This window comes from Nostoc mirabile CHAB5784, assembly GCF_020829645.1.
GTDB lineage: Bacteria > Cyanobacteriota > Cyanobacteriia > Cyanobacteriales > Nostocaceae > Nostoc > Nostoc mirabile.
The window spans coordinates 1-13,599 of record NZ_JAIVFS010000001.1 but is presented as its reverse complement, the minus strand read 5'-3'; the positions used below and the strand labels follow the sequence as shown (position 1 = coordinate 13,599).

12 protein-coding genes and 1 pseudogene are annotated in these 13,599 nt (G+C 41.6%); 8 read left to right on the top strand and 5 right to left on the bottom strand.

Features of this window, described 5'->3' with window-relative positions:
- Positions 1-75: 75 nt before the first annotated feature.
- Positions 76-246 (top strand): annotated as a pseudogene (locus LC653_RS00070) (ABC transporter substrate-binding protein); the annotation flags it as partial.
- A 601-nt stretch (positions 247-847) separates the two neighbouring features.
- Here the strand turns inward: LC653_RS00070 and LC653_RS00065 are convergent.
- From LC653_RS00065 to LC653_RS00045, 5 genes are all read right to left on the bottom strand, one after another.
- Positions 848-2,416, bottom strand: a complete 1,569-nt coding sequence (locus LC653_RS00065) for a metallophosphoesterase family protein (protein ID WP_229492033.1) — start codon at positions 2,414-2,416, stop codon at positions 848-850.
- Positions 2,319-2,780, bottom strand: a complete 462-nt coding sequence (locus LC653_RS00060) for a hypothetical protein (RefSeq protein ID WP_229492032.1) — start codon at positions 2,778-2,780, stop codon at positions 2,319-2,321. The genes LC653_RS00065 and LC653_RS00060 overlap by 98 nt, the downstream gene beginning before the upstream one ends.
- Positions 2,771-2,947 carry an RRXRR domain-containing protein gene (locus LC653_RS00055; protein ID WP_229492315.1) on the bottom strand — a complete coding sequence of 59 codons (177 nt, stop codon included), beginning with the start codon at positions 2,945-2,947 and terminating at the stop codon, positions 2,771-2,773. The genes LC653_RS00060 and LC653_RS00055 overlap by 10 nt, the downstream gene beginning before the upstream one ends.
- Before the next feature lie 515 nt (positions 2,948-3,462).
- A complete protein-coding gene (locus LC653_RS00050) occupies positions 3,463-3,888 on the bottom strand; it encodes a type II toxin-antitoxin system VapC family toxin (protein WP_229492031.1) in 426 nt (141 codons plus the stop codon).
- 7 nt (positions 3,889-3,895) lie between these two features.
- Positions 3,896-4,111, bottom strand: coding sequence for a hypothetical protein (locus LC653_RS00045; RefSeq protein ID WP_229492030.1), 216 nt, complete (start codon positions 4,109-4,111; stop codon positions 3,896-3,898).
- A gap of 924 nt (positions 4,112-5,035) precedes the next feature.
- Between LC653_RS00045 and LC653_RS00040 the strand changes: the two genes are divergently transcribed.
- The 7 genes from LC653_RS00040 (at position 5,036) to LC653_RS00010 (ending at position 13,120) form a co-directional block, all read left to right on the top strand.
- Complete coding sequence (locus LC653_RS00040) at positions 5,036-6,193, top strand: sulfate ABC transporter substrate-binding protein (protein ID WP_229492029.1); 1,158 nt, start codon at positions 5,036-5,038, stop codon at positions 6,191-6,193.
- An 84-nt stretch (positions 6,194-6,277) separates the two neighbouring features.
- Entirely contained in the window at positions 6,278-7,279 is a 1,002-nt protein-coding gene (locus tag LC653_RS00035) for a PstS family phosphate ABC transporter substrate-binding protein (RefSeq protein ID WP_229492028.1), read from the top strand.
- A 49-nt stretch (positions 7,280-7,328) separates the two neighbouring features.
- Positions 7,329-8,270 carry a phosphate ABC transporter permease subunit PstC gene (gene pstC / locus LC653_RS00030; RefSeq protein ID WP_229492027.1) on the top strand — a complete coding sequence of 314 codons (942 nt, stop codon included), beginning with the start codon at positions 7,329-7,331 and terminating at the stop codon, positions 8,268-8,270.
- Between the two features lie 5 nt (positions 8,271-8,275).
- A complete protein-coding gene (gene pstA / locus LC653_RS00025) occupies positions 8,276-9,175 on the top strand; it encodes a phosphate ABC transporter permease PstA (RefSeq protein WP_229492026.1) in 900 nt (299 codons plus the stop codon).
- Positions 9,176-9,227: 52 nt separating this feature from the next.
- Positions 9,228-10,055 (top strand): phosphate ABC transporter ATP-binding protein PstB, encoded by an 828-nt coding sequence (gene pstB / locus LC653_RS00020; protein WP_229492025.1) that lies wholly within the window; start codon positions 9,228-9,230, stop codon positions 10,053-10,055.
- Between the two features lie 387 nt (positions 10,056-10,442).
- Positions 10,443-10,868 (top strand): hypothetical protein, encoded by a 426-nt coding sequence (locus tag LC653_RS00015; protein WP_229492024.1) that lies wholly within the window; start codon positions 10,443-10,445, stop codon positions 10,866-10,868.
- Positions 10,869-10,978: 110 nt separating this feature from the next.
- Positions 10,979-13,120, top strand: a complete 2,142-nt coding sequence (locus tag LC653_RS00010; RefSeq protein ID WP_229492023.1) for a single-stranded-DNA-specific exonuclease RecJ — start codon at positions 10,979-10,981, stop codon at positions 13,118-13,120.
- Positions 13,121-13,599 lie beyond the last annotated feature (479 nt).

Below are 13,599 nucleotides of genomic sequence, written 5' to 3'. Positions count from 1 at the left end.
TAGGATATAAACGCTTGCAATAACCATAGCTTTAGATAATTGTGCAAGGCTAGATCAGAGTGTCTCTAAAATTTGGTAAAGGTATTTTTACAAGCTAAATATGGGCGATCGCGTCCGATATTTCCTGGTTACAATTGGATTTCTGACAATTTCGGTCGAGTAATTGAATCTGTATTGTTGGGAAAAAGTTCGCCAGCAGAATCACTCAAAGCAACCCAGCAACGTTTGGATTTGATTTTCAAGTGATTAAAGCGCGATCGCATGATTACTTATAATTTCAGTTGAACCTCAGAGGTTGTTTGAAAAGTGATTTGCTGTATCTTTGCACTTATTGATCCCCCCTAACCCCCATTAAAAAGGGGGAAACCGGAATCAAAGTCCCCCTTAAAAAGGGGGATTTAGGGGGATCTAGAACATTTCGCTACCGTGAAGAGGACTTGTTCATTCATCCTCTCACCCTGTCCTGGCGGACATCCCTCTCCTTAGTAAGGCTACGGTGTACACACAAGCCTTGCCCCGGCCATATCTTTATTAATAAATCTCGTTTAGGGACTTCCAAGAAATAAATTATCCAAATGAACGAACCACTCCAGACGCAGAGAACACAGAGAGGGGAGAAATAGAGAAGATTTTTGCGTCAGTTTTGGGATATTTTTTTATTTGGAAGTCCCTTATTAATAAATCTCGCACTACGTTTCTATCCTGCCTCGGAATGAATTCCGAGTCTGATAGCTGAAGTCCACTAAGCGTGGACTAAATGATTAGTTCAGTCCACGCTTAGTGGACTTCAGCTATGAGCCGCTGAACTTTAGTTCTGGGCGGGATGTGGGTGAATGTGACATTTTGTTTAAATCACAAAAGGTTCAAGTTCGCGGTTATACCACTCATCTTCAACCCGTTCAGTAATCAGTGGTCTAATGATAAACTTGGGTGGGCTACCATCTAGAACATCAATCCGCACACATGAGTAAGGTAGGCGGTTCTGGAAATTGTAATCATGACGACCCACAAAAAGCGTTGAATCGGCAACTTTCCGAGTGGGTTTACCTGCAATTTCCGTAAAAGTCTCCATCAATTCAGTCCCCTCTTCCCGTTGATAACGGGGACGATGACCACTACCACCAGAAATAATGCAGTTAATGTGGGAGTCAGCAAATCCGGTATCAGTTGTGCAAAGATGCTCTAAACAGTGAGCGTGACCATTTAAAATCAAATCGACTATGGGACGTTCTTTAATTAGAAAACCAAGAGTTTCTGCCACTTGTTCAAACACCCAGCGCAAGCGGTGACGAACCGCCAAGGTTTGTGCCTGATCCCACTTGGTAGCTTCTGTAACGTAGGGTGGATGGTGGAAAAAGATTACACGTCCGCGCACTTCGGAGGTGTTCCAAGATTCGATTAGTCTGCTACGCAACCATTCGAGTTGTTCAAAGTCGATCGCAGGCATTTTATGAGATGCCAATTGTTTTTCAATATCGATTTTGATCTCATTAATTTGATCTAATTTGGCGCTAAGATCATCAAGTTGTTCCGCTTCACTGGGTTTATCGGGGTTGAGGCGATCATATATTCCCAAAATCTGCAATTCTTCTCGATCTATTTCCTGGCGACGCTTTTGCAATCCCCGGCGGTAAATTTCTCCCTCTTGAGTTGCAGGTAAGGGTGATGGTGTATTAAAGGTATTAGAATCCAGTGCGAAAAAATCAATCCCGCCGTAACGGAAAGTGTAATAACGATTGGGTAAGCGGGTAAACTGTCCAGGTTCGTAACGCAAACAGCGCCCTGTGTCGGTCTTAGCAGTATAGTGTTGATCTAAATGACGTTCTAATTCTGGCGAAGACATGGCCCCTGTATAGTCCATAAATGCCCGTGCATAGGCATTACCTTGATATGATCCATGCCAGCCAATCTCAATATCTTTGTAGCGCAACAGGCGACGTAATGAAGATGTTGTTCCAGTAAATAAACGGTACATCAATGGCACATCGTAGTAATCATGATTACCTGGTACTGGTAAGAATGGCAGATTAAACACCATGTGATCATAGGGAATGTCTTTCGGGTTGTCGCCACCTACAAGAAATTCCCGGTAAGGTTCAATAAAGTTTGTCGAGTAATACTCTTGGGAACCCACCACATAAATTACATCGCCTGTGTGCAACACAAAACTGCAATCATCGCGGTGAGTCAGCATTAGTTCAGCAACTTTTCGTTGGGGGTGTTGCCGATAATGGGATTGAGTGCCAGAATCACCGATAACCATAAAGGAAAATTCTGGACTATCTTCTCTGCGATCGTCAATAACTATGCTGGTTTGATCAATTCCCCGTTGCACAAAACTTGGATGCATCCACCGCACCCGTTCCTTCATCTTTTGAATTTTTACAGGAATCGGTGGATCGGAAATCAATTTCATAAGGAAATCCCCGAAACGGCTGGAAACCACTTGACAATAGATGCGTGGAGGAAAGCCGAACGGCAGTTTTAACTGCTGTGGCTCTCCAGGAAGAATATCCTTTGAATTTGCACTCAGTTGGTAATGCGTTCTGTGTTAATCGTTTACCAGTATTTAGGCAATGTAAGCTGATTGTTTTTCTGCCTGGATCTTTTTTAGTTGGAGATTCCTTGAAGCCCCCGACATAACAAAATCCAAATTTTGGATACTTGATTACTGAACCGCGCTTAAAACCAGCGCTAATTGTCCCACCATATCTAGAACGAATATGCCCTACAGAGTGCTGTAATCTGTGAAGCTGGCGACGATGAAATTCTAATGGCACGTAAATCCCTCTCTTTTGCTGCCTGGGTCAATTCCAACTGCTATTGGTTGAGTGTTTTTATTACTTGGCTCCTGATTTAGTCGAACACAAAATACTCCTTTTTTAAAAAATCCTGTGGCTTTGCCTGATTTAATCCAACGTTTAGCTCTGCTAGGCGTTGTTGGCATCAGGGGACGGTTGTTTTGATCAACTACTGGTACAAACATTTACGATAAATCCTATTGCTAGGTATGTATATCCCATCGCTACTTTTTGCCTAAGAGGTTAAAAACTTGGGAAGCATTCTTAACGTTTTGTGGGCTACCACGCCCAGGCAATTCAGTTTAGGCTTCTTACCTGTAAGCTAGACACTTTTTTAGTCTTGCATTGAAAAGGTGGTCAGTCTTTCAGATTGCAAGCCCTGTCTCTTAAGAGCAGGGTTTGTGACGGCTGATAACTCTTGAATTCCTAACGCATATGCTGATTGTAACGAAATAATAAGGAGTGGGGAGTGGGCTTGCCGTGAGCTTGTCCTGAGCGTAGTCGAAGGGCGTAGCCGAACGGGAGTGGGGAGCAGTTCTTGAGATGAGGGAGTGAGGGAGTGAGGGAGTGAGGGAGAAGAATTAATAACCAATGCCCAATGCCCAATGCCCACTTGCCCTGAGCGAAGCCGAAGGGATGCCCCATCCCCCATGCCAAATCTTTAAGGCAAATTTTCTCGCAGTAATGCTCGAAAGCCTGCTTGTTGAAAATGCTCATCAGCAGTCAGCGCTTCAGTGATGCCGCTATATTGCATCACTATAAAAGATACGCAATCCCCAAATCCCCATTCTTTCTCTGTTTGTTCCCGATATAGCTCGAAAGCACGTTCGTAAAGTTCCTGGGAGAGGGGGACAATTTCTACTTTGGAGTCTGCTACTAGAGAATTTAATAATATGATTGCCGCTTGACGATAAGGTTGTTGGAATAAGGCATTGCCAATTTCCAACATCACCGCCTGTGTTGTCACCAAACGAGTTTCTGCCGCTTGTAACATTTTAGCCAGATGTAAGGCTCGCTCATGCAAGCGATCGCTCGGTGCAGATAAGGCAATGGCAAATGATGTATCAAGAAAGACTTCAGAATGCATGGAAAGTTTACTTACTGTATAAATATTTATCTATATTGGTAGACCAATCAGGTGGCCCATCTAAGTTGAGCGATCGCGCCGTTTGCAGAAATGATATTGTTTCATGTTCACTTGGCGGTAAAATTTCAATACTGATTCGCACGCGGGTATTGATTGGCAGTGCGATCGGTTCAGCCGGATAGAACACTTTGCCATTAAAGACAGCTGTGATTTTTTCTACCATTGTTTGCAAAAAATGCTTTTAGTCTATCCTAAGCTGGTTGTAGCAATACGAGTAGAGTAAGCGACGCAATAACTAGTGAAGATACTTATACTGATCTTACAAATTCTATCGATTTTTCAAAATTGCCTAAGCCACCGACTGAACTAATGTTAAGTGAGTTCGATGAACCTCTCCCTCTCCGACTCAGCTACCGTCTACACACAAGTCATCGAATTACCCAAAACAAAAGAAAACCCTCACCCTGTCATATCGGACACCCCTCTCCTTAGTAACTACGGTGTACACACAAGTCTGAAGTTGTTCAAGAATCTGGGTTTTACTCCACCCTAACCACTGCTTGAATTCAATGAACGATACCTCCAATTCAATAAACGACCACCCGAATTCAATAAATGACCACCCGAATTCAATAAACGACCACCCGAAATCAATAAACGACCACCCGAATTTAATAAACGACCACCCGAATTCAATAAATGACCACCCGAATTTAATAAACGACCACCCGAATTCAATATATTTATAAGAAGAATTCAGAACTCAGGAGTCAGAATTCAGAATTGAATTCTGGACGACTGGGTAATGAATATTGGTTTAAAACCTTGCCCCTTGTGGGCAAAAAAAATTAAAATATTATTCCTAATTAAAACTCTATCCCTTTATGGGTAGAGTATTCTGAATTCTGAATTCTGTATTCTGACTCCTGTTTTATACAGAAATAACGTATGTAGGCTGTAAATAAATCAGCTTTTTGGAGGTGGGCAGAGCTTAGATCCTATAGATCATAATTTTACTACTTTGATCAGAAACTCCTCACTTAGTAAAAATAATTAAAGCTAGATGAGAACTATTGTTCTATATATCCTATAATTCTTTTAATTACGGTATCTGCCTAGAAATACCGTAAATTTAGGGGTGATTCTGATGAGTAAGTCGCAACAACTGACACAATTAAGTAAATTTCTAAGTGAGGCGATGCAGGCTTATGCCATGAAAGCTTTACAAACTATACAACTCTCGTATCAACACACAATTAGAAGTTGGTTCAATAGACACACTGTGCAAAGCTTTGTGAGTCTGTTTCTCATAGGTGCTTTTTTGAGTATAGCAGTTGCCTCCTGCTCTGGAAGCAGTTCAGCTAGCAAAAATGATGTTAAGCTAAAACTCGTTTCTTTCTCTGTCACCAAAGCAGCTCATGACCAGATAATCCCCAAATTTGTCGAAAAATGGAAGCAAGAACATAACCAGAACGTCACATTTGAGCAAAGTTATGGAGGTTCTGGCACTCAAACTGCTGCTATCATTGCCGGTTCGCAAGAAGCAGACATAGTACATTTAGCACTTCCCCTAGATGTCAACAAAATTCAGCAAGCGGGTTTGATTAAATCAGGTTGGGAAATCAAAGCTCCCAGAAGTGGTATTGTTAGTAGATCGGTTGCTGCGATCGTCACCCGCCAAGGCAACCCCAAAGGTATCAATACTTGGGCAGACTTGGCAAAAGATGGCGTGAAAGTGATTGCGGCTAACCCAAAAACTTCTGGTATTGCTATTTGGGAATTCTTGGCTTTTTGGGGTTCGGTAACTCTAACAGGCGGTGATGAGGCGACAGCGCTAGATTATGTCACCAAAGTTTATAAAAATACCTCTATTTTAACGAAAGATGCCCGTGAGGCTAGCGATTTATTTTTCCAAAAAGGTGAGGGAGATGTTTTAATTAATTACGAAAACGAGGTAATTTTGGCAGAGAGAACTGGTACGAAGTTGCCTTATGTTGTACCCCAAGTGAATATTTCCATTGATAATCCTGTAGCAGTAGTCGATAAAAACGTTGATAAGCACGGTACTAGAGAAATTGCACAAGCATTTGTTGATTTTCTTTACTCAACAGAAGCTCAACGGGAATTTGCAAAGTTACAATATCGTCCTGTTAATCCCACCGTTACCCAGGAAGTAGCATCACAACATCCGCCAATTAAAACTTTATTCACATCTCAAGATTTAGGTGGTTGGGATATTATTCAGAACAAGTTTTTTGGAGATGGGGCAATTTTTGATAAAGTTCAAGCTGCAAGCAAAGCATAATATCTCTTTTTTCATGCAGCATTATCTACTTACAGATAGCCAAGCATAATAAATTCTGAGTTACTTTATCTCAATTGATAATTTATGAGCTTTCATAGCAGATTTAAGGATCGCTTTTTCCTAACATCTTTAATGTTTATTGCCAGCAGTATTACCGCTTGTAACGGCGGACAAGAATTGAAAAGTCAGGTAAGTATTGATGGTGCTGCTGTAGGTTTTCCTGTTTCTTTAGCAGTTGCAGAAGAATACGGCAGAGGCAAACCTGAAGCTAAAGTTAGTGTTGCCTCAAGTGGTACGGGTGGTGGTTTCAGTAAATTTTGTAATGGCGATATTGATATAGCTGGTGCTTCTCGTACCATTAGAGATGAAGAAATCAAAAAATGTAAAAGTAAGAATATTGAATTTGTCGAGTTGCCTATAGCTTTAGATGGCATCGCTGTGATTGCTAACCGTCAAAATAACTTCGCCAAATGTCTAACTATTAAGGAGCTAGACAAAATTTGGAGTGCAAAATCAGATGGTAAAATCTTGACTTGGAATCAAGTTAATCCCAAATTCCCTAACGAGAAGCTGAAGCTTTATGCTCCAGCTTCTGATACTGGAACATTTGATTATATGACTCAAGCTGTTACTGGTAAAGCCAAGAATGGCCGTACAGATTACACTCCCAGTCATAATCAAAATCTTCTGGTACAAGGTGTGTCAGGTGATGTATCAGCTTTGGGTTATGTCGGGATATCTTACTACATTCAAAACCAAGAAAAACTCAATTTGGTTGCTGTAGAAAGTCCTACCGGAAAGTGCGAAAAGCCAGTTCCTGTAGATAATGTCATCAAAAATATCTACACACCTTTGTCTCGTCCTCTATTCATCTATGTCAGTAAAAAATCCTTAGATAGCAAGCCAGCAGTCAAAGAATTTGTAGATTTTTATTTAGAAAATTCTTGGAAGTGGGTAGATAGTGTTGGTTATGTGGCATTACCAGATGAAGCTTACGTCAAAGTCAAACAAAAATTTGCTACTGGTGAAACTGGGACAAAATTCAAAAAAGCAAAACCCGGTGAACCAATCACAAACTTTATTTAAATAAAGCCGCAGTTATTGTAGTCTGAGTGGAGTTAAAACTTAACTGTTTATGCAAAATCTCAATTCTCAAGACGATCCTTATCTATTATCCAGACAGTCACTGGATAAAAATGCATCTGAAGATATCTCTGAAAAGATTGTTGCGATAATTTTATTTGCTTGTGCTTTAGTTTCGGTTTTGACTACCTTTGGTATTGTCCTAATTATCTTTCAGGAGACATTCGGTTTTTTCCAAGAAGTTTCTTTTGCCGAATTCTTCCTTGATACTAAGTGGACGCCTCTATTTGCAGAGAGACATTTTGGCGTTTGGCCCTTGATTAATGGCACTTTTTTGACTACAGCTATTGCAATGGCAGTTGCTATTCCTTTGGGTTTATCTTCTGCTATTTATTTAAGTGAGTATGCTCAACCAAAAGTAGCAGCAGTTTTACGTCCAGCAGTGGAACTTTTAGCGGGAATACCAACAGTCGTGTATGGTTACTTTGCACTATTATTCGTCACACCACTGTTGCGGAATATTATCCCTCTGGAAATATTCAATGCTTTGAGTGCAGGGTTAATGATGGGGGTAATGATTACTCCTACTGTTGGTTCTATCAGCTTAGATGCTATTAAAGCAGTTCCACGCTCTTTGCGAGAAGGAGCTTACGCTATAGGGATTACTAAACTGGAAACTATTTTTAAAGTAGTTCTACCAGCCGCGCTTTCTGGAATCATCGCCTCAATTATATTAGGTATTTCTCGCGCTGTGGGTGAAACAATGACCGTCCTAATCGCCGCCGGATTACAGCCAAAACTGACTGTTAATTTTGCGGAATCAATAGAAACAATGACAGCTTACATGGCACAAATTTCTGGTGGAGATAGTCCGCGTGGTAGTCTCAATTTCAAGACATTATATGCTGTAGGTGCTGTTTTGTTTATAATTACCCTAGCTTTAAATATTGTTAGTTACTGGGTTGCAAATCGCTTTAAAGAAAAATACGATTAATAAGTATGGTTACAAGTTACCAACAAGATGATTCTCTAGATTCTGCGGCAGAATTTACCGAGAATGTTGAAAGTAGGGAGACATTAGGAAAAGTATTTGAAGTACTTTTTTTGTTAGGATTACTGATTGGTTTATTTATCCTAGCATTGCTACTTTTTGATATTTTTAAAGACGGATTAGGCAGATTTTTAACACCCGGTTTTCTCACAGAAACTCCTTCTCGTTTTCCTGACCAAGGTGGCATCCGTCCTGCAATTATCAGCAGTGTTCTTTTGGGAACTCTTGTAATTTTAGTTACTGTACCTATTGGTGTGGGAGCAGCTTTATATTTAGAAGAGTATGCACCGAAAGCTTGGTGGACAGCGATTATTGAGATTAATATCAGTAATCTGGCGGGTGTACCTTCTATTGTCTACGGATTACTGGGTTTAGGAGTTTTCAATTATTTGCTTGGGTTTGGCCCCGCTTTGATTTCTGGTGCATTGACTTTATCTTTGTTGTCTTTGCCAGTAATTATTGTGACAGCTAGAGAAGCAATTCGCGCCGTCCCAGATTCCTTGAGAAATGCTTCCTATGGCTTAGGTGTCACCAAATGGCGAACTATCAGCAGTCACGTTTTACCTTATGCTATTCCCGGTATTTTGACAGGGGTAATTATCTCTGTATCCCGTGCAATCGGTGATGCAGCATCTCTAATTGTTGTCGGTGCTGTGGGTTTTCTTACCTTTAACCCTGGTTTGTTCCAGAGATTTATGGCATTACCCATTCAAATTTACAGTTACATTACTCGTCCTGAACCAGGTTTTGCTAATGCAGCAGCAGCGACAATTATTGCGTTGTTACTCTTGATTTTAATTTTAAATGGTGTAGCAATTTATATCCGCCAACGCTTCTCAATACGTTAGGTAATTAAATATCTAATTGGATACTTTCACAGATATTAGGAGATACGCTTTCATGAGTTATAGCAACAGCAGAAGTAAGTTAGATGGTGCCACAATAGACCAGGAGAATAGCGTCTTCAATGTTGAAGGTGTGAAGGTATTTTATGGGGGATTTTTGGCACTTTTAGATGTCTATCTAAAGATTCCTGATAAACAAATTATTGCTTTTATTGGCCCTTCAGGATGTGGGAAAAGTACCTTACTGCGTTGCTTCAACCGGATGAATGATTTAATCCCTGGCGCTAAGGTTGAGGGTAGACTTAATTACCGCGATCGCAATATTTACGATCCTAAGATAAACTCTGTAAAATTACGCCGCCAAGTCGGCATGGTTTTTCAAAGACCGAATCCTTTCCCCAAGTCAATATACGAAAATATTTCCTTTGGGCCGCGTGCTAACGGTTATAAAGGTAACGTTGATGAATTGGTGGAAGATTCCCTCAGACGCGCTGCTATCTGGGATGAAGTCAAGGATAAACTTAAAGAGAAGGGTACTGCATTATCTGGCGGACAACAGCAACGACTTTGCATAGCAAGAGCGATCGCCATGAAGCCAGATGTATTATTAATGGATGAACCATGTTCTGCTCTTGACCCAATTTCTAGCCGCCAAGTAGAAGAACTCTGCTTAGAACTGAAGCAGCAATACACCATCATCATGGTGACACACAATATGCAGCAAGCTTCTAGAGTTGCAGATTTCACGGCTTTCTTCAATACAGAAATTGACGAGCATGGTAAACGTCGCGGAAAATTAGTTGAGTTTAATCCTACAGCCCAAATGTTCAGTTCTCCTCAAACCAAAGAAGCTGAGGATTATATTAGTGGACGGTTTGGTTAAAATAATTCGTAATTCGTAATTCGTAATGACGGTGGGGAATGCGTTACAGTGCTAATTCTGACGTGAGTTCCATAAACCTCTCCCTGCCTTGAACTAAAGTTCAAGCCTGTCCCTCTCCGACTCGGAGAGGGATGGTTTTGCGTAGTAAAACCAGGGAGAGGTCTTTTGATTACTATATAAGCCAATACGCTTGGGTTAAGGATTTTTGGCATTGATTTTAGGTATGTAGAGACTAGCAATTGCAACGTCTCTTGCATTGGATTTGGGGCTTAACTGAACTGTATTGCTATATAAGCCGTCGAACTTACGTTAATTCTGGAAAATATGCTGAGGCTTAATAGTACTAAATTGAAGTAATATTTCAGTTTAGTACTTATACTGTGTATTATGTTTAAACCACTGTCATTTGCTTTAGTTGCAGCTACCGTTCTAGTTGCATCAATCAATAATCCCAGTGCTACTTTAGCTAGAACTTGTGCCTCTAAGTGTGGGTCGCATCCAATTCAGTTTACACCTGGGCAACACATCCGGGTTGAAGTTATAAATAGCACACCCAACCTGATTAAAATCCAAAAACCCTCTGGGACTGATGCAATATCCTTGAGTCCAGGACAGAAATTAAATCTAGAACAAATAGAGGGTACAGAGCCAAATACATCTTTGATATTTTGGAGCGAAAAGGGTTTGTCGCTACAAGCAATTGTTTCCAAACCTAACTTTGGCACATTGCGGCTGGAACTCCATCCGACTTGGCGCTCTCCTGGCGATCGCTCGTTATATATTATGGATGATGGTAGGATTAACGTGTTTTAACAGAAATGTTAGGAGTTAGGAGTTAATAAATAACTTTTTAATTAAAAACTCCTAACTCCTGTACAGACGCGATTAATCGCGTCTCTACTCCTAACTTCTAACTTTATATTGTGCTAGACCGACCTGTATCTGAACTATCAAAGCCTCGCAAGCGTTTACCCGATCAGCGCTGGCAAATTTATCCACAAAAACCAGAATTTGCCCAAAATCTGGCAGCTTTGACAAACATTTCACCCATTGTTAGCCAGTTGTTGATTAATCGGGGTATGGAAACACCAGAACAGGTACAAGCATTTTTAAATCCAGAGTCTTTAGTCTTACCTTCGCCGTTAGAAGATTTCCCAGATTTGGCGATTAGTTTGGAGTTGTTGCAAAATGCGATCGCTTCTCAAACAAAAATTGCTATTTGTGGTGACTACGATGCTGATGGGATGACCAGCACTGCTCTACTTTTACGTAGTCTCCGCACTTTAGGCGCACAAGTAGATTATGCTATTCCTAGTCGAATGCATGAAGGTTACGGTATCAATAAACGCATAGTTGAAGAATTCCACAGCGAAGGTGTGGGGCTAATTCTGACTGTAGATAATGGCATCTCTGCGTTTGAACCTGTTGCTAGAGCTAGAGAACTTGGTCTTGCAGTGATTATTACCGACCATCACGACATCCCCCAAAAATTACCACCAGCTAACGCTATCCTCAACCCCAAACTAATAGCTGAATCTTCACCTTATCGAGGTGTTGCTGGTGTTGGTGTTGCCTACATTTTGGCAGTCTCTCTAGCACAACAGCTAGGGGAGACTAAGGGCTTGATCCAGCCGATGCTAGCACTATTTACGCTGGGAACGATCGCAGATTTAGCTCCGTTAACTGGTGTGAATCGCCGCTGGGTGAAACGCGGTTTACAGCATTTACCCAAATCCAACTTGGCTGGAATCCAGGCATTAATCCAGGTAGCTGGGGTACAAGCGAGGGGAGATGGCACAGGGGCACAGGGGCACAGGGGCACAGGGGAAAGACTTACTGCTCCCTCATCCCCCTCATCCCCCTCATCTCCCTCATCCCCCTCATCCCCCACCCCCAAATCCCTCAAGCCTGAAGATATCGGTTTTCGCCTGGGGCCACGAATTAATGCTATTGGTCGGATTGGTAATCCTCAAACTGTGATTGAATTGCTGACTACAGATGATATGGGGGTGGCGCTGGAAAGAGCAATGCAGTGCGAACAAATCAACGCCTCTCGCCAGCTAATGTGTGAGCAAATTGAACAAGAAGCGATCGCTTATGTAGAAACAGAATTTGTTGCATCTCTACAGCAAGACCGTGTATTAATTGTTGTTCAACCCAATTGGCATCATGGCGTTATTGGGATTGTCGCCTCCCGCTTGGTAGAACGCTACGGCGTTCCCGTGTTCATCGGTACTTATGAGGATGAGGGACATATACGCGGTTCTGCACGCTCAATTCCAGAGTTTCATGTGTTTGAAGCTTTGGAATATTGTCACGATTTACTAGGCAAATTTGGCGGACACAAAGCAGCCGGGGGGTTCTCTTTAGCAGCAGAGAATTTACAGATGTTGCGATCGCGTTTGATTGAGTTTGCTAACCAGTGTCTTGAACCACAGCATCTCAAGCCTCTGCTCAAAATTGATGCCGAAGTCAACCTCAATCACATTAATCAGCAGCTTTATCAACAGCTTAATGCTCTGCACCCCTGCGGTATGGACAACCCCGATCCGGTTTTCTGGACACCTAATGTTCAAGTGGTTGAGCAAAAAATCGTCGGGAAAGGTCATATTAAACTGACAATCGCTCAAACTATTGATAATCAGGAGTATAAAATTAAAGCGATCGCTTGGCGTTGGGGCGACTATTTCCGCTTACCGCCGCGAGTAGATGTCGCTTACAAACTGCGAGAAAATTACTTTAACGGTAACACCACTATCGAGCTAGAATTAATAGGAGTCAGACTGCCAATTCAGCTTCAACAATTTTTTGCTTCGCCACCTACCCCGTCGAGCACCACTTTTGAATACAACCAGCGACAGTATACTTGTGGTTTCTATAAAAACGGTATTGAAGCAGAATTAAGAATTAAAAACTCTGAAGGCAAAGTCTTAGCGATGCAGCCAGGACATATAATCGGTTTACTAGGCACTAATCGTCAGAACGCCAAAGAAGTTGATATCTCTCAGCCACAGTATGACAGTATTATCCAAGCTGCCCTTCAGGCGTTATTAGTTAAGAGTTAGGAGTAGAGACGCGATTAATCGCGTCTGTACAAAAATTAGAGACGCGATTAATCGCATCTGTACAGGAGTTAGGAGTTTGGAGTTCTTAATTAACTTATCGTAAATTAAAGGGTTTAAGAGGGAGCATCCCAATGCAAGCAAATTTACCAAGATGATAGATTGTCATTGCGAATGAAGCAAAGCGGAATGTTCGCCCTTGGCGTTCCCGAAGGGTAGCAATCACAAAGTCTAGATGTTGCGATTGCTTCTCTACAAGACGCTCCGCGAACGCTTCATTTCATTACGCTCGCAATGACAAAATATGTTTTTACACATTTGAGATGCTCTCGTTTAAGCCCTCTACATTTACATTTATAGCAACCGCCACATCGGTTAGGACGCTAGATGTAAGATATACTCCATTGCATCCCGTAGACACTCATATTGGTCAAGTTGCTTGCGAATGCGACTTTTGAGCCAAGACCAGCATCGCTCAATCT